The 17,541-nt window shown below is 32.1% G+C and carries 19 protein-coding genes and 1 riboswitch; of the genes, 5 read left to right on the top strand and 14 right to left on the bottom strand.

The window, feature by feature from the left end; all coding sequences use genetic code 11:
• Positions 1–93: 93 nt before the first annotated feature.
• Positions 94–1,707, bottom strand: a complete 1,614-nt coding sequence (locus ACFX4R_RS20125) for a C40 family peptidase (RefSeq protein WP_322551922.1) — start codon at positions 1,705–1,707, stop codon at positions 94–96.
• Positions 1,708–2,319: 612 nt separating this feature from the next.
• Between ACFX4R_RS20125 and ACFX4R_RS20120 the strand changes: the two genes are divergently transcribed.
• Entirely contained in the window at positions 2,320–2,502 is a 183-nt protein-coding gene (locus tag ACFX4R_RS20120; protein ID WP_043979242.1) for an aspartyl-phosphate phosphatase Spo0E family protein, read from the top strand.
• 593 nt (positions 2,503–3,095) lie between these two features.
• Here ACFX4R_RS20120 and ACFX4R_RS20115 read toward each other — a convergent pair.
• Complete coding sequence (locus tag ACFX4R_RS20115; RefSeq protein ID WP_043979244.1) at positions 3,096–3,299, bottom strand: hypothetical protein; 204 nt, start codon at positions 3,297–3,299, stop codon at positions 3,096–3,098.
• A 211-nt stretch (positions 3,300–3,510) separates the two neighbouring features.
• Between ACFX4R_RS20115 and ACFX4R_RS20110 the strand changes: the two genes are divergently transcribed.
• Positions 3,511–3,897 carry a VOC family protein gene (locus tag ACFX4R_RS20110; protein WP_043979246.1) on the top strand — a complete coding sequence of 129 codons (387 nt, stop codon included), beginning with the start codon at positions 3,511–3,513 and terminating at the stop codon, positions 3,895–3,897.
• A gap of 157 nt (positions 3,898–4,054) precedes the next feature.
• On the opposite strand, the gene ACFX4R_RS20105 is transcribed toward ACFX4R_RS20110, so the two are convergent.
• Positions 4,055–4,303: a spore coat protein gene (locus ACFX4R_RS20105; protein WP_013060045.1), complete on the bottom strand. Its 249-nt coding sequence runs from the start codon at positions 4,301–4,303 to the stop codon at positions 4,055–4,057.
• Positions 4,304–4,316: 13 nt separating this feature from the next.
• Positions 4,317–4,502, bottom strand: coding sequence for a hypothetical protein (locus ACFX4R_RS20100; protein ID WP_013060044.1), 186 nt, complete (start codon positions 4,500–4,502; stop codon positions 4,317–4,319).
• Positions 4,503–5,399: 897 nt separating this feature from the next.
• Here ACFX4R_RS20100 and ACFX4R_RS20095 point away from each other — a divergent pair.
• Positions 5,400–5,672: an AbrB/MazE/SpoVT family DNA-binding domain-containing protein gene (locus tag ACFX4R_RS20095; RefSeq protein WP_043979250.1), complete on the top strand. Its 273-nt coding sequence runs from the start codon at positions 5,400–5,402 to the stop codon at positions 5,670–5,672.
• 794 nt (positions 5,673–6,466) lie between these two features.
• On the opposite strand, the gene ACFX4R_RS20090 is transcribed toward ACFX4R_RS20095, so the two are convergent.
• On the bottom strand, positions 6,467–7,282 hold the full coding sequence (locus tag ACFX4R_RS20090; RefSeq protein ID WP_043979252.1) for a class I SAM-dependent methyltransferase: 816 nt from the start codon (positions 7,280–7,282) through the stop codon (positions 6,467–6,469).
• Positions 7,283–7,583: 301 nt separating this feature from the next.
• Between ACFX4R_RS20090 and ACFX4R_RS20085 the strand changes: the two genes are divergently transcribed.
• Positions 7,584–9,050 (top strand): serine hydrolase, encoded by a 1,467-nt coding sequence (locus tag ACFX4R_RS20085; RefSeq protein ID WP_377570145.1) that lies wholly within the window; start codon positions 7,584–7,586, stop codon positions 9,048–9,050.
• 261 nt (positions 9,051–9,311) lie between these two features.
• Here the strand turns inward: ACFX4R_RS20085 and ACFX4R_RS20080 are convergent, their stop codons facing one another.
• Together ACFX4R_RS20080 and ACFX4R_RS20075 are read right to left on the bottom strand one after the other, a co-directional pair.
• Entirely contained in the window at positions 9,312–9,641 is a 330-nt protein-coding gene (locus ACFX4R_RS20080; RefSeq protein WP_322552493.1) for a cupin domain-containing protein, read from the bottom strand.
• 52 nt (positions 9,642–9,693) lie between these two features.
• Entirely contained in the window at positions 9,694–10,329 is a 636-nt protein-coding gene (locus tag ACFX4R_RS20075) for a class I SAM-dependent methyltransferase (RefSeq protein ID WP_080781613.1), read from the bottom strand.
• Between the two features lie 108 nt (positions 10,330–10,437).
• On the opposite strand from ACFX4R_RS20075, the gene yeiL reads away from it, so the two are divergent.
• Positions 10,438–11,100: a transcriptional regulator YeiL gene (gene yeiL, locus ACFX4R_RS20070; protein ID WP_043979256.1), complete on the top strand. Its 663-nt coding sequence runs from the start codon at positions 10,438–10,440 to the stop codon at positions 11,098–11,100.
• Between the two features lie 155 nt (positions 11,101–11,255).
• Here the strand turns inward: yeiL and ACFX4R_RS20065 are convergent, their stop codons facing one another.
• The 7 genes from ACFX4R_RS20065 to ACFX4R_RS20035 all read right to left on the bottom strand — a co-directional run bounded on the left by ACFX4R_RS20065 (position 11,256) and on the right by ACFX4R_RS20035 (position 17,330).
• Positions 11,256–12,422: a phosphoribosylaminoimidazolecarboxamide formyltransferase gene (locus ACFX4R_RS20065; protein ID WP_377570143.1), complete on the bottom strand. Its 1,167-nt coding sequence runs from the start codon at positions 12,420–12,422 to the stop codon at positions 11,256–11,258.
• A gap of 49 nt (positions 12,423–12,471) precedes the next feature.
• A riboswitch (ZMP/ZTP riboswitch) is annotated at positions 12,472–12,550 on the bottom strand.
• Positions 12,551–12,678: 128 nt separating this feature from the next.
• On the bottom strand, positions 12,679–13,164 hold the full coding sequence (locus tag ACFX4R_RS20060) for a dihydrofolate reductase (RefSeq protein ID WP_165575350.1): 486 nt from the start codon (positions 13,162–13,164) through the stop codon (positions 12,679–12,681).
• A 149-nt stretch (positions 13,165–13,313) separates the two neighbouring features.
• The gene (locus ACFX4R_RS20055) at positions 13,314–13,850 is read right to left on the bottom strand and encodes a cysteine hydrolase family protein (protein WP_377570141.1); all 537 of its coding nucleotides are present in this window, start codon (positions 13,848–13,850) and stop codon (positions 13,314–13,316) included.
• A 163-nt stretch (positions 13,851–14,013) separates the two neighbouring features.
• On the bottom strand, positions 14,014–15,165 hold the full coding sequence (locus ACFX4R_RS20050; RefSeq protein WP_043979262.1) for an SLC13 family permease: 1,152 nt from the start codon (positions 15,163–15,165) through the stop codon (positions 14,014–14,016).
• Positions 15,166–15,614: 449 nt separating this feature from the next.
• A complete protein-coding gene (locus ACFX4R_RS20045) occupies positions 15,615–16,037 on the bottom strand; it encodes a helix-turn-helix domain-containing protein (protein ID WP_377570138.1) in 423 nt (140 codons plus the stop codon).
• Between the two features lie 179 nt (positions 16,038–16,216).
• Complete coding sequence (locus tag ACFX4R_RS20040) at positions 16,217–16,651, bottom strand: GNAT family N-acetyltransferase (RefSeq protein ID WP_377570136.1); 435 nt, start codon at positions 16,649–16,651, stop codon at positions 16,217–16,219.
• A gap of 202 nt (positions 16,652–16,853) precedes the next feature.
• Positions 16,854–17,330 carry a hypothetical protein gene (locus ACFX4R_RS20035; protein ID WP_237074710.1) on the bottom strand — a complete coding sequence of 159 codons (477 nt, stop codon included), beginning with the start codon at positions 17,328–17,330 and terminating at the stop codon, positions 16,854–16,856.
• Positions 17,331–17,541 lie beyond the last annotated feature (211 nt).

Genomic DNA, 17,541 nt, shown 5'->3' with positions numbered 1-17,541 from the left:
GACAAAATTGACGCTTTATATTTCTAAAAAGTATTTTTACACCAGAACCAAAACTTCTCATCATCACATAGTTAAAGCGATGATGAGAATAATTTACTCTCCGATGTTGATATGTCTGGCACCATAATAAATGGGGTTCCAATAAGAGCTCACTTTATAATTAACAATTTGAACTCCGTCGTTTCTCGAAACCACTGCAATTTGCCCATTTCCAACATAGATGGCAGGGATGATGCTAGTGGATTCAAAGAATACGAGGTCTCCTGGTTGTAAATCCTCCTCTTTCACTTCTGTTCCATTTTGAAGCATGTCTTTCCCATAACGAGGTAAGTTGATACCTACTTGTTTATAAACATATTGAACAAACCCACCAGTATCAAACCCTTGGGGTGATGTCCCCCCTGATTGATAGGGAACATTTAGAAGATCTGTAGCTTCTTTAACAACTGGGATATTCTTAGGAATGATTAGATTTCTCACACGTCTAATACCAGCGAATTTTTCTGTATAGAAATTATAGGACAAGTAATTGATTCTTACCTGTGCCGTATCAGTTCTTGACGCTTGTATTATTTGATTGTTTCCTGCATATATTCCCACGTGGGATATACCTGGTCGATGCGTATCTTGAAAGAACACTAGATCGCCTACTTGAATATCCTTCTTTTCAACAGGTGTACCTACCTCCCATTGTTGTTCAGGTGCACCTGGCAAGTAAATTCCCATCGCTTTTTCATACACATATTTTGTGAATCCAGAACAATCGAATCCATTTGGTGTTTTTCCACCTTCGAGATAAGGTACCCCTATATACTTCAAAGCCTCGGTGATTAAGGGATCTCCACGATCAATATCTGCAACTTCTTCTATTCGTTTAGCTCCATAAAAACGATCATTCCAATAAGAAGAATCCTCAAAATTAGCTAAGGTAATGCCTTTTGAAGGTGAACTATAAATCATTTGCCTATTTCCTAGATAAAAAGACGTTGTTGTAATATAGTCTGTATCTAGATTTTTAAAGAAAAGAACGTCACCAGGCTGAAGATTTTCCTTTGATATGTTTTGTCCTAAACTCCACTGTTCACTTGAATTATCTGGGATTTTAAGATTTAAGGCTTGTTCAAACACATACTGAACAAATCCTGCAGAATTAAAGCCCTCATCAGGTGTCTTTCCACTGTCTGAATAGTCTACACCTATGTATTTCATTGCTTCTTTTAAAAGAGGAGATTCGACCTGATAGATATTATCAGTATCTAGGCGTTTTGCACCAATATACTTATCATTGTAGTAGCCTCCCTCTGTTAGTTCAGTCTTTATGACGCCCTTTGAAACAGAACTAATAATCATTTCATTATTGCCATTGTAAATGCCAACACTTGTGACATTATCCGTATTTGCCCCTTTAAAAAAGACGAGATCACCAGGCTGTAGATCCCCCTTGTCCACATCTATACCAAGCTTGAATTGTTCTCTTGGATACAAAGGTAACTCTACACCTTTAGCTTCTTTAAAGACATATTGAACTAGTCCACCTGTACTGAATCCCTCACTGGGTTCTTGACCGTCTGTAAGGTAAGAAGCACCCAAGTATTTTTGAGCTGTTTCCGAAATACTTAGTTCTTCATCTGCCAGCGCTGGATTAGTAAGAAAAACAGATAGAAAAAAAACGCCTAGGAATATATATATATGCGACCATTTTGGCAAATCTCTCACCCTTTCTTTTTACTTCACTATTATTTTGGTAACTAGATAGTGGATAAAACATCTAAAAAAACTGTTTTTTGTCTAGTTACCCAATATCTACTAGATAAAACAGAATTTTATTTTATCACAGAGATACGCTTTTTATATAGTTGTATTTGTTTTGTTGCAGTTAAACCTCTAGTTATGCATTTTTACTAATTTAGTTCTTTCTAATAAAAATGAAAAAAGAGCTTATACATGCAAATATAGCGAATGATACATCAAGATGGCGAACAAGAACTTGGAAGGTAAACTTATAAAACTCATCGCATTAAATAATGAATATGTGATCAAATCAGTTTACAAACTGATAGGCATTAAGAAAAAGGCTTTTCTCTTAATAGAGAAAAGCCTTTTTTATCAATTCTAGCATCATTATAAACTTCATTATGGTAACTAAAAATGTATACTTTTACACTATGCATTAAGTATAAAAACTTAACTGTTCAAACCCTAAAATCCGCATTCTACGCTCTTAATTACATTTTACAAGAACAATTATTGTTATACGGTAGAAGTCCAGTTGTTGTTAAATAAAGATTTAACAACTTAGAGGGATAGGTGACTACATAATTGCAGAGATATAGATATGACGGTACTTTAAGAAAGGCTTTACTTGTAGATATAGAGGCAGCAAGAGAACTTATGATTAAAGTAGGGTTAGAAGAAGGGTTTACTAGTCATAATACCATTCTAATCAGTCAATTAGTTGATCAATTGTTAAACCACTTAGAAAAGATCACTTCAACTGATTAGTTTTGGTTTTTTATGAAAAGAGTAAAAACAACCTCATTCTCTAATGGCATTGGAGTGAGGTTGCTTTTTAAGGTAACTCTATAACTTTAGATAAATAGTAACATATTCTTTCCATAAAGACTATATTTTACCGTACAAGCATATGGATAAAAGGTGCACTTTTTATACATCACTTTTGCTAATACCCTTGCTAGAGAACGTTGCTACATCAAGGATGTATAAAAAGCTGCATACTCCGGAAAAAGAACCCTCGGCGGAACCGTTCTGCGACAAGGGTTCTTTTTTGGGTTGTGTATCGGAAAGAGGAATTATGTAAACTGATGTTGTATATAGTATTCATAGCGAAAAGTCGATACATACATTTTAAAGTGTTACAAATCAAGCTTGGATTAGAAGGTTGTGAAAAGTAAATGTTATGGAATGTTATTAGTTTATTTTTAGCTAGGATTAGCCATTTATTAGAATTAATTAATACGATTGCTTTAATATGGATCGTTGTTTTATTAAGAAGTAAAAAGAAACAACAATAATATTAAATTAAAGTAATGATTGATATGAAATAAAAGCCTCCTAGCTATATAGAAGGCTTTTATTTATTCACTTATTGGTTTGATAATTTCAGGTTCTTCTTTTTTTGGAAAAGGTCTTATTCCAAAGTAGTAGCTAAAAACAAAAAAGATAACAACAATTACAGCAAAAATGAGCAACTTCTTAGGATAATGCTTGGACTCACTCTTATTCTCAAGCTCTTCCTTATATTTTTGTTGAATCTGTTTTTTCTTATCATCTGTTTTCATATTTACCCCTAAGTTTAGTTTTCTCAATTTTATCATATTTATCTAAAATGTGTTTTACTTCTACCGATAATTGGTATTATGGTAACTACAATTGTATATCCTATACACTAATTTCGATTAGAATAATTAAAAATGAGCAGGGTACACGGATGGGAAAATACAAAGGTCTTTTGGTAAATAAAGAGAATTATACTATGAGGAGGGGATTAAATTGAAGCTGCTACAAATCAGACTATTAGTTAATGATTTTAAAAAGAGTGCTGAATTCTATAAAGATTTATTAGGAATTCCAATAAGTTGGTATGAGGAAGAAATGGAGTATGCACTTTTCAATAATGGAGAAACAAAAATTGAACTTTTATCTCAAAAGGCCATGACAGAGGTGATTGGAAAGGAAAATAAGCTTTTACATGGTGAAGTTCAATCAAACTTTTTACTTCAATTTGAAGTAGAAGATGTTGATAAGACCTATAATTATTTAAGAGAAAATGAGATTGAATTTGTTACTGAACCACACGATCGTAAAGAATGGGGATCACGTATTGCACATTTTCGGGATCCAGATAAGAATCTTATTGAAATATATAAAATGCTGTAATTAATTAAAAAATTTTTAATACTTATTATGGCTCTGTTTTGATTTATTCAAACAGAGTTATTTGTGCTACTACCGAGCAGCTGTATTATGGTCATTAGAAATGATGACATATACAGATTAAAAGTAAAGAAACTACCTAATGCTTAGGTAGCCTCTTCTATCCTTGTTGTAATTGATTTTTAAGTTGTTGTACAATAGTAGAATTTGCTGGAGCAGCTGGTTGGTAATAATTTTTTTGTTTTGCATACTCATACACACTACGTTGGCGTGTCTCGTCCTGATTACGTATTTGAATAAGTGTCTCATATAATTGTTGATTATTTGTTTGGCTAATAATATTGGCATAACCTGTTAAACTTGCGTTAAGACCTGCTAAATAATCATTTACGATATCCTTTTCATTCATCTTTATCTGTCTCCTATCCTAAAAATGAAATGAGCTGTTGTTTTGTATTTCTAGCGTCACGTGCATCTTTTTGTAGCATTGCTGTAAGCTGTGGATCATTGCATTCTTGTGCGTATTGTTCTAATTTATTAATCAGTGTCCCATGTGCTCCTATAAGATGACGCAAATTCTCTACTTCTAGCTCCGTCAAGTTTTGCATATTGATTTCGCTTCCTTTCTTCATTCATTCCTTTTTATTATGAAACAAATAAAAAAAGATATGCGTAATAAAAAATAAGATGAACGGATGAGACAGTGGATATAACTTTTCATAAACGTTCCTGCATATAAATCACATTACGTTAAGTAAATAATAAAGTATCTCGTTAAATTGATTGGTTTTATTATTTAAATAAAGTGGCGACAAATAGAGAATTCTACTCCCTATCATATACCACTCTATCTTATATTTACCTTTCAAGAAATTTTTATATTTATAATAACTTAAAATAAAATTTATAAATATTTAAATTCGATTTACTTTTAAAAATGTAGTTTTCATTAAAGATGAAATATAGATTAATTTTATATATAGTGGTAAATGTATAAACTCTATTATAAAAATGATAGTTTTATCATTTACTCTAAATGACGACAAATTTTAAGTAAGTAAGTTAACTATTACATATATTAAAAACATTAAATCAAACTTATATAAATAACATTATCTTTTTTATCTATATATCACGTATTATAAAACTATATCATTTATATACATAATTAAAATAAACCCTAATTTGTCGTCAATAAGTGTAAATGGTGAAATTAATGATTCTTATAAAATGTTTTACGATTTACTTATATGCTAAAGTTAGTCTTATATAGGTTATAAATAACTTGAATAAGTTATATTTCTAATTACTACATCGAGTTAAACTAAAAATGCTGAGTGATTTAACAATTTCCATTATAATTCTTCCATGCAACCTTTCTTCCTAACCTTATGATACTGAAATATCTTCCTCTACCTAAAATGTAATATATTACTAATGAAAACAATAAAAAGCATATTGTACACTTAATGGGTATGTAAGTAATATTTTATGGAGGTTTTAAATTGAAAGCTACTGGCATCGTTAGGAAACTAGACAACCTGGGAAGAGTAGTCTTACCCATCGAATTAAGAAGAACATTAAATATTAAAAAGAACGACCCTGTTGAAATTTTTGTAGATAATGAGAACATTGTGTTGAAAAAATATTCACCTAATTTAGCCTGTAAAGTGACAGGTGAAGTTTCCGAAGATAATCTAATCTTGGCAAAAGGAAAAGTAATTCTAAGCCGTGAGGGAGTAAAGCAACTGCTTAGAGAGTTAGAAGTAAAGTTATAACTCAAATATGAAGAATGAAAGCAGACTCTTTTCGACTTTTATACCTAGTATTTTAATTAAAATGTCTGTCCACTCTGCATAAAGACAGCACCTAATTATTTAGGTGCTGTCTTTATGTAAAAAAAGGATTTCTGAATCTTCAATCAACTAACTTTATATTACCGGAAACTGATATAAACAAGCTATAACTTTGTTATAATGTCTGACACAAATAATCTAATGTTATCTTTCTTTTTATAGTTAGCATAAAACATCTTCAAGGAAGCAAGAAAGCAAAAGAACCCTTGTGGCAGTAGGGGTTCTCGATGAGGATATTTTCTCGTTAATGCAGCTTTTTATATATCTTTGACATACTAACGCTTTAGTAGGAGACGAACGAGAAAAAATGTATAAAAAGCGCATGTTTTATACATATGCTCGTACGGAAAAATATAGTCTATATAGCAAAAATATGTTATTATGTGTCTGCACATGCATTTTATAGTAAAAAGCCACCTGTCCTGCAAATACTGGGTGGCTTTTTATTTTGCTTACCTTTTGACTGGACAAGTTATAACCCAATACTATATTTTAGATATGTACATGTATATATTACACTTTTATCAACTATTAAAAGCAGCTATGATCAACCACACATGTAAGAAAAGCCCTCAATTAATTTTGAGGGCTTTTCTTACATGTGTCTCCCCTAAGTATAAATAGTGAAACTTTAATAATATGTAAAGTACTTTATTATTTACTTAATGCAATCAGATATATCTAAAGACTGATCGTGAAAAAAGATAACTATTTAGTTATCTTTTTTTCTTACCAATATAAAGCAAATGTGACGAAACGCCTAAAGTATAAGGGTCGGTTGCTGTTTTCTTTAATAATTCAATTAATCGATCAAACTCAACTTGTCCCTTGTCTGTCCAATAATTCCATTGTTCTTTAGATAAAAGAGAACCAATACTAGATGATCCAATTAGACTTAAGGTTTCAAATCCATTAGATTCCATAAAAGGATTAATTTCTTGTAGATCAAAGTAATATGCTCCTGTAAATCTTCCTTCATCCTGATGATTAAATTCGCCAGTAGCAATAAACTCTTCGATATTGTCCATTGTATTATTGGGTTTCCACGCCTCTGGATTTAACAGTGAAGAGATAGCGTGCCTAATTCGGGACATAAAGGCAACAAATACAACTCCCTCATCTTTTGTCACGCGGTACAGTTCTTTAACAGCAGCATCACGATCTTGTTCATTCTGTAGATGATACATTGGCCCCATCATCAAGGAAGCATCGAACTCTTTGTCTTTTAATAAATTTAAATCCTTTGCATCCATAATATGAAATCCATTAAATTGATTAAAAAGCTCAAGTTCTTGTGCTTTATTTTCAGCTACCTTTACTAATTTAGGAGTGAGATCAGTTAGCGTTACCTGAAATCCTTTCTCGGCTAGTGTCATTGCATATTTACCAGGACCAGCCCCATTATCTAATATACTGCCGTTTTCCGGTAGATACTCTTGTATATAATGCCAGTTTATTTGAAACTCTAAGGGTTCTCTATCTAGGCGTCCCCACTCATCAAATGTTGAGTAATAATCCATAACTTTGTTCATAAAAAATTCCCCTTCTATGTCTTATGCAACTTCCAATAAATATAAGTATTATTTATTTTGTAGAATTTGTAAACTATTGATGGAGATTACATACAAAGTTAATTAACATAATGTGCGTTATGAATAGTCAAGATATCTAAAATCTTTGTCCATTGTTCTTAAAAAGAATATATTTATATGTCAACTATAACTCCTAGTCAGAAACTAAAAATATGACATCTTTGTTAACAACAAGGTCTTTCTCTTCTTTATCTCGAAATAACCTACTTGTAGAAAAAAATGGTAAAGGAGAAAAATTCTTATGCAAAAAATAAAATCCTCTCTTACAGGTCGCCTGGGTGGTTATACAAAGGAAATGATGAAAGATTTAAATGTGCCAGGAGCAGCAGTCGCAATCATAAAAGATAGAGAAATTATTCTTTCTGAAGGATTTGGGTATCGCGACATTGAAAATAAAAAACCTGTTACACCAAGTACACTGTTTGCAATTGGTTCATCTACAAAAGCTTTTGGGACGCTTTCTCTAAGTTTACTTGCTCAGCAACAAAAGTTTAATTGGGATAAATCTGTTCAAACGTATATTCCTGCTTTTTCACTCCATGATCCTCTAGCAAGCTCACAAACTACAGCTCGTGATTTGGCCTCTCATCGTTCTGGTGTTAGTCGTCATGAATTACTATGGTATGGATCTTCACTAACACGAAAAGACATCGCAGAAAAAATTCAATATTTGGAGCTAGATGCACCATTTCGTACAAGCTTTTTATATAATAATTTAATGTATGCAACCATTAGCTATATGGTAGAAGAAATTACAAATCAGACATGGGAACAGTATGTATCCGAACATATCCTGCAACCTCTTCATATGGAAGATACAAATTTTTCAGTTACTACTTCACAAGCAAAAGATGATCATGCACTTCCATACATTGAAAAGAACGAAGATATAGTCAAAGTTCCATTTCGTAACATCGATACAGTTGGTGCTGCGGGCTGCATAAACTCAAATATAGAAGATATGGCCAAATGGGTGCTATTCCACTTAAATCAAGGAAAAGTGGGCGAACATGAACTTATTACACCTGATATGTTACAGCAGATGTATCAACCGCATATTCCAATTCCAGATGAACCACTTTTATCTACATCAGAAACAACACTAAATTGCTATGGACTTGGCTGGTTTATTAGTGCATATCGGGGTTATAGAGTAATCCATCATGGTGGGAATATTGATGGATTTTCAGCACTCGTATCTTTTATACCAGAGGAAAATGTCGGACTTGTTATATTAACAAACACTGGTACAACATTATTACCATCTTACCTTGCGAATCAAATTTATGATGAGCTTCTGAAGCTAGATGCAATTGACTGGCGTAAAAGAGCTATAGAAGATACAGCTAAATTTAAAGAAATGATGAAAGAATTAGGTAAGCCTCTTCCACAAGTAAAAGAGACAACCCTTACACATGCAGTAGAAGAATATACAGGGATATTTGAGCATCCTGCATATGGGAAAATGGAAGTGTATAAACAAAACGATACGTTATATTTAAAGTGGGAATCAGTTAATATAGAGATGAAACATCATCATTACAATGTATACACGACAAAGTGGAATCTTTCTCATACGGAAATGACTGTGTTAATTGCCTATGAGATGGACGTAGAAGGCGAATTATCACAGTTTAAATTGCATTTACCACCAATGTTGAGTACAAAGCCGATTGTATTTAGTAGACTCACAGATAGGATTTCATAAAATTAAACATAAAACTTACCACTTAAAATAATGAAAAAAGTATTAGACGAGACGCACCTTCTCGCTTAATACTTTTTTCATTATTTTATTTATATATCTCACTAAATGGTGATGTTCAACATACCTTTTCAGAATTTTTTCTTGGAAGATCGGTAACATATTCTGTTTACATAAAACAGCTTATAAGAATTTATCTGTACATACGTAAAAGCCATTTAAGACTTATCTTAAATGGCTTTTACAATGTTTATGTTATTTCATTTACTCATCAATAATTATGGTATCAGCGTTTATATCCTCGAAACAAAGATTTACTGTTCTTTGTTTCGCTCTGGTTCTATGTATTGTTCCAGCTGGTATAAGTAACGTATCATTCGGTTTTAACACGGCTGTATCCCTATCTTTAAAATCAATTAAAAGTTCTCCCTCCAAAACCATAAAAAGCTCATCTGAATTAGAATGATAGTGCCATTTGTATTCGCCTGAAAATACAGCTATACGAAGACAGTGATTATTAATATTCGATACAGGAAAATTCACGTGTTGATCTTTAATATCTTTTGTAATTTCTTGAAGATTAATCTTTTCCAGCTCTAATTTCTCTAGCATTACAATTCCCCTTTATATGTTATCTATAATAAATTCAATTTAATTTCCCCATGTAAACTAAACCATTTGAACGATTTCCATTCATAGTTGTATATTCTACTTTCTTGTATTCTAAGGTTTCAAATTGATCTACCCATTCTTTCACACGTTCTTCGCTATGATGACGTAAAATGGCCCCATCTGGTAATTCAAAAACCCCGTATGTATGATACTTAGTGAGTGCCTTTTCATAACGTAATTTATTTCTTTCATCACTATTCAGTAGAAAGTCGTTGATGTAAATAATACCTCCTGGCTTTAGTACCCGTTTAATCTCATTTAAAATAGCGTTTTGTTCCTCACTTTTATGAACACATGTTAAAACTGCAAAAAGTAAGACAGCATCCAAAGAATCATTAGAAAAAGGAAGCTTCCCACTTTGAATAACTTGAAAATCGATTTCTGAGTTATGAGACTTAGCTCTTTTAATCATTTCTTCTGAAAAGTCTACACCATGTAAATTGTTATAATCGTAACTTCTTAATTCCAATAAAGTCCGTCCATACCCACAACCATAATCTAATATGGCAGCATTGTGATTAACATGTGTTAGGAATAATTCAGGTTGAAAAGGCGTAGTAAATTCTTTTTTATTAGCTACTTCATTCCAATATTCATCTTGTTTGATCATCTTTATGAAACAACTCCCTATTGATCTATCAACTTTTATTGCATCATAGCATGTAAAAACATAAAATAATGTGAGATATCTCATATTTTTATAATAGTAGGAGAAAAAATGAAATTTTTAAACGAGCCTATGCAAAGTTACTATATCGAGAAATACTCTATTCAATCACTTTTTTCCTTTCCAATTACTCCATTTATTCAGGTCTGCGAATTTGAACGTGGTGAATTTATCTATAAGGAAGGCTCCTATCCTCAATATATTTATTATCTTGTTGAAGGTAAGGCAAAACTCTATGTTACACACGAAAATGGGAAAGTGTCCTTGATTAATTTTTTACAAGCTCCAACATTTATGGGGGAAGTGGAACTATTAAATTCACAAAGATATTCTAAAGCTATACAAACTGTCACTAAAACCATTTGTTTAGCTATTCCTATTAACACCTGTAAAAATAAGCTCTTAACAGATGTAACATTTCTCAGATATTTATGCAGTTTTTTAAGTGAGAAAGCAACTAAAATTTCAGCAAAGTATACACAAAATCAGGCCTATCCACTCGAGAACCGTCTTGCTGCTTTTATAATGTTGTCGGCTGATGATAACTTTTATAAAGAAAAACATACTGAAGTATGCGAATACTTGGGTGTATCATATCGCCATCTACTCCATGTACTAGCCCAGCTATGTAAATCAAAGACTATTGAAAAGCAGTCGCGAGGTTACATTATTAGGGACAAAGAACGTTTGAAAAAATTAGCTGAATTAAATTAAAGACACTCATAATAACCTCGTTTCATAAGAAAGATGACTATATGTAAATGATATAAAATGTAGTTGCCATAATCGCATGTATCGAAAACATTCTAGAAGAGCCAATCCCTTTATAAGTCTTGGCTCTTTTGGGCTAATCATATTTAATTCATAGCTCAATGATGGAATACACGTATACCTGAATGTGCCATGATCATCCCATATTCATTTGCTGCCTGTGTAACTTGTTCATCTCGTAAAGAATTTCCTGTTTGAACCACATATTTAACGCCACTTTGAGCCGCACGATCGATATTATCACGGAAAGGTAGAAAAGCGTCGGATGCATAGGAAACGCCTTTTAATCTTTTTAGCCATTCTCGTTTTTCACTCTTACTTAGCCTAGCAGGGACCTCCTCAAAACATTGTTTCCAGTGCTCATTTTCTACCTCAGTAATATCATCATTCAGCCATCCATCAATTGCATTATTAACTTCTACACGAGAAATGCCTTCTCTGAACTTCATGTTAAGGGCTCTTGGATGTTGTCTTAGCCACCATTTATCAGCTTTTTCAGCAGCCAACCTCGTACAATGAATACGGGACTGCTGTCCAGCACCAATTCCAATTGTTTGGCCATCTAATGCGAAACAAATGGAGTTTGATTGTGTATATTTTAATGTAATAAGAGCAACAAGAAGGTCTCTCTTTGCATGATCAGGGATATCACATTGAGTCGTAACAATCTGATTGAAAACTTCTTTCCCAATCTGTACATCATTTCTTTGTTGTTCTAGAGTAATGCCAAATATCGTTCTTTTTTCAATTAGATCAGGCACATAATTTGGATCAATCTCTAAAATTAGATATTTTCCTTTCTTTTTCTGTTTCAAAATCTCTAGTGCTTCTTGAGTGTAGCTTGGTGAAACAATCATATCAGAAACCTCTGTTTTGAGGAGATTAGCTACAGTTATATCCACTTCATCACTAAAAGCAGCACAATCTCCAAATGAAGACATCCTATCTGTCCCACGCGCTCTTGCATAAGCAATCGCTAATGGAGACAGGTCTAGGCCTTTAACAAAATAGGATTCAGTAAGTGTCTCATTTAGTGGAGAGTACACAGCTGCACCTGCTGGACTTACGTGTTTAAAGGATGCAGCTGCAGGTTGATCAGTAGCCTGTCGAAGCTCCCGAACCAGTTGAAAAGCGTTTAATGCATCTAGAAAGTTAATATAACTCGCTTCTCCATTTAAGATTTTAATAGGCGTGTTTTTAGCATTCTGAACTTTAGCTTTACTTTGATTTGGGTTCATTCCGTACCGTAAACCAATCTCTTTCATGTAAAAAATCCCCTTTCTAAATAAAAAAAGTATTTGAACTCATGTTCAAATACTTTGCCCAGGCGTACGGCCGTTATCTATGTGCTTCCTCATGGTCCTCCATGTTTACGCCAGTAACACATAGTCTGTTTTATAGGTAAATTTTACATAATAAAAGTAATTTTAACAATACTTTTATCTAAATTTTTCTTTTTAAATTATATATTATATACTAATCTAATTTACATAAAAGGTATTTATTGGTATCTTAACTTAATTAGTTGATTTTTTCATATACATGAAAGTAATGTTCATAATGATTTCTTTCATCTTCAATACCTTTTTCAACCGATAACTCTTTCCATAGAGAAAAATCAAACTCTGGAAAGAAGCGATCACCTTTGAAATAATGATTGATTTTAGTTATGTACAATTTATGAGTGTAGGGTTGGAATTGTCGATAAATTTCCTCTCCTCCAAGGATAAATACTTCTTCCCCTTCGCACATGGAAAGAGCTTGTTCAACTGAATGAGCTATATAACAACCTGGAGCTTTATAATTTTCATTTGTGGTCATTATAATATTTTTACGTCCCTCCAGAGGTTTTCCGATGGATTCATAATTCTTCCTACCTAAAATAATTGAATGCCCCATAGTAACTTTTCTTAGATATTTCCAATCATTTGGGAGTCTCCAGGGAATATCATTATCCTTCCCAATTACATTTTCTTTTCCTACAGCAACCATTGCAGATATGATCATATGGTCCCTCCCCCCTTTTCTTTAATTTTAACAAATAAAGGAGGACTAGATGTATATCCTATACGAAATTAGTTACCATAATGTGCGTTCCAGGAACAAAAAACAGCCTTTGAAAGGCTGTTTTTTCCTTTGAAAAGTTATTTATTAGATTAAAATATAATTTTCTTTACTTCTTTTAATGTAACGAATCTGCCGCCTAGAATATTATTATGATGTTCTACTATTTTTGAAGCTGAAAGCACAGCCGTATCAAATGTGCTATGAGCATCTTTTACTAAGATATTCTCTTTATAACCTAAGCTATATGCTCTTCTACAAGTAGTATCTAAACAAAATTCAGTTTGCATCCCTGCAATGACTAATCTTCCAATTTCAAGTTCCTGAAGTTTTTTATGTAGAGTTGTTTGATAAAATGCGTCCCAAGAAGATTTTTGAATAACTATGTCTGTTGGTAAGGGGCTAACATCACGATGGATTTCCCATGTGACTTTTCCTTCACTAAGCATACTATTATAACTAGGGTCTGTATGCTGGATATAGATAATTGGCACATTAGATTGGTGAGCTTTTTCCCTTAGATAAGTAATATTTTGAAGCACTTGCTGTTCATTCCATAAAGATCCACCTTCATAAGAAAACATGATGTTTTGGACATCTATAAGCAACAAAGCCGTTTTTTTACTCATTTCGTTGTATCCCCCTATTGAGTTATGTGGAAAAAAATTAAAAATACTATTATATCAAATTAAAATCTCATAATAAAAAACCAATTTCTCAGTATTAAAATTTGAGAAATTGGTTTTTTTATATTGGTAGAACCCCAAAGTTGTTTAAACCAATTACTTTGTATTAAAAGAAATGTTGATTTTTCATCGTAAAATAATAAACAAGAGTTAAAAGAGCTAAAATCGAAAAGTTATAAAAGCTAAACCTTATAAGGTACATTTTACTTTTTTGTGGATCTCTCTTAATAAAAAGTTTAAATGAAATTACACTTGCGAGGGAAGCCACAATCGTGCCAAGTCCACCTAAATTCACACCTACTAATAAAGGCTGCCAATTCACGGAGAATTTTGATAAAAAGATCGCAGCTGGTACATTGCTTATCAGTTGGCTTAAAATTATGGAACTGAAAAAGATAGATGTGGGACTTTTGAGATTTTCGTTGGCAAATGTCTGTACTACCTTTAATTCCGATATGTTTCCTATAAATATAAAAAAGCATATAAAAGTAATAAGCAATAAATAATCAATTTTCTTCAATAATTTTATGTCAAGTATACATGCGGTTCCCAATACGATGATAAACGCAAGTTTATAGCTTAAAACCCCTAGTATGGATACAGATATGATGCCAAATAGTATTCCCCATACTGTTGCTTTTTTTTTATTATTTATAGGAATATACGGAAGTTCCATTTCCAATGTTTTACTATTCAATCTTTGATTAAGAAAGAATAACAGAATAATTCCAAGAACCACTAATAGAAGGATTGTTGTGAAAAATTGTATAGGCCTTATTCCGTAGTTAGTAAATATGAAAAGATTTTGAGGATTTCCCATTGGAGTTAGACTGCTTCCAATGTTAGCCGCAATTGTCTCTAATATAACAGTATCTAACATAGAAGTTTGTATAATCTTACTAATTATAAGTGTTAATGGTACAAATGTTATTAATGCAACATCATTCGTTACAAGCATGGAACTAAAAAAGCATAATAAAATTAGGATTGCTGAAACACTTTTACTATTATGACATTTACTTAGTATAGCAATGGCGAACTTATCCAATAGTTTAAGCTCTTCCAGAGCCTTAACTACGAGCATAAGATTAAATAAACTGACTAATACTTTAAAATTTATATATTCTAGCTTTGGTGCATGGAATAAACAGCTTAAGATTGCTAACAAGAGTGATATGGTAAATACGATGTCTTTTTTAAAAAATCCACATTTCAATTTCATTTTTTTTTCGTTTTCTACATAAATATATTCTTTCATCAATCCCCCTCCAGTATTATCTATTCTACTACACACCCCTGTTTCTTGCATTTGAAATCTCAATGCACTTAAAAAACACCATCAATTCCATTAAATTACACAAAAATGGCATTTTTCCGTTATGGGGGTAATGATTTGTCTCGACTTGATGGGCAGGGGTAATTTACACCAATTGACAAATTTACGGTGTAAAGTTACTATGCCAAACTGGATGAATACCAGTGGAACAGTGTGACACAAAAATCAATTTAAAATTATCGCGTTACATATTACACGTTTTGTGGAATCCGTTACATGGAAGTAGAAGTTAGTTAAGTCTAATATTTATGATCATAGATTAAAACCATAATGAGGCACCCTCCTAAGGGTTCTTAACTATCTTTCTAGTTACCATAAAACTATTTATAGGCACAAAAACAGGCTTCAAGTTCTCTTAAAGCCTGTTTTACTTACTTTTCTTCTTTAAAATCCTTTTTTATAGTCCAAAATGTTTTCTTTAAATCATCATAAAAAAACATTGTTAAGAACCCTAGTATTGTAACACCGGCTGAAAATGCACCTAAATCTAAAAATAACCCTACAAATACAAGGATGATTCCAATTACAAAACCAGGATCTGATATATCCTCAATTTTATTCTTTTTTTGATCGATTACTATTTTTTTCTGAAAAGAACGATCACCTTTAATTAATTCATCTAACGTCACATTATATAAATCACTTAGCTTAATGAGATTTTCAATGTCGGGATACCCTTTATTATTTTCCCACTTATATACGGCTTGTCTAGATACATTCATTGCTTGGGCCAATTCTTCCCTAGAAAGATTTTTTTCTTCCCTAAGCCTTTGTAATTGTTCTCCCAATTCCATATACACTCACCTCTTGTATACCACTTTATAACATTTATGGTAAAAGAGCCACAAACGCTTAGTAACACCGTGTAAACCATTGGTTAACAGAGCAGAGATTATAAAAATAGCTTCCAAAATCGTTTATTATACACGACAACTTTACATAATCACAGTTATCGGTAGAAAAAGTACTTGAATTAATTCAAGTACTTTACAAATAGAACCTTATCTTGATTTTGTTTATTCCCCTGTTCAATTTCAAAACCCATTTTAGTATGATAAGCAATTGAAGCTTTATTCACAGGAGAAGTCACACAGCGAACAATATTGCGGGCATTTTGTTTAATTACATCGAAAAATTGATTATATAATTGTTTCCCAATACCTTTTCCCCTGTACTCCGGATCGATTCCAACAAAGTGAATATATGCTTCATTCGAGTAGGATTGAGATAAGAATCCAATTAAAAAACCTATGATTTTACCTTCTTCTTCAACAATAAAGCTAGTATTTTTAAAATGATCAAAAAAAAGCTTTGGCAACAAGTCAGACATTTGTCTTCCATTCCACCAATCGTTAATTAACGGAGATATTATATAATAATCTGATCCTTTCACTAAACGAACTGTCATTGTGATCTCTCCCTAATTTATTTATGAATTCACTTAAATTGATGCTATCACAGGAAGAAAATGTTATGTTGTTCTTTCTTTTTTTTACTAATAAAAGTTTCGAATGCTAATATGAAAAGTGAATATAATATACAAAATCAGTTAACATAATCAAGATTTTAGGAACAACATAAGCGCTAACGTCAAATTGTTAGCGCTTGTGTTATTGAGAGCCATCTCTAATTGTAAATTCAAATATAGATTTCTTTTCTGCTTTAGACATGCCAGAAAAAAACTTTTTATGTACCCTTAACTCTTTTGTATTATTAGGGAACCTTTTTTCTAACCATGTAACTGCCATAGGAGTATGTTCAGGTTGAGCATTTATCTTTTGAAGGAATTTTTCATAATCTATTAACACTTGATCTGTTATAAGTGATACATCCTGTTTTCTACTTTCATAATCCAATTTAGCTAAATCTTCTGCTGTAACATAGCCTTCAATCTTCTTTACAACCCCAAATTCAGAAGGAATGCGTTCTGAATTTAAAGAAACAAAATAATGCAAGTAGTTAGCTAAACGAAATAATCCCTTTTTTGTATCCTTCTTAGTTGCAATATAAAGCCAATCTCCTTGATTCGCATAACAATTTAATTCCTTATCATTGAATGCTATTAACATCTTTTCATACTTTTTCAATAAACTAACTCCTTTACAAATAGTTACTTAAATTATATCTCTAATAATATGAATATCATATTCATTCCTAGTTTACATAAACACTCTTTCCGGAACACATACCAAAAAAGAACCCTTGTCGCAGAACGGTTCCGTGAACTGAACCCAAAAAGTTAGACAATTTATATTTAAGCAACGTAGTTGGCATGAGTACGGTATTCGACTGGACTCA

Source organism: Priestia sp. YIM B13490, assembly GCF_042787735.1.
Classification (GTDB): domain Bacteria; phylum Bacillota; class Bacilli; order Bacillales; family Bacillaceae_H; genus Priestia; species Priestia megaterium.
Note: the sequence above shows the minus strand (reverse complement) of the source record. Positions and strands in the feature narration are given on the sequence as shown.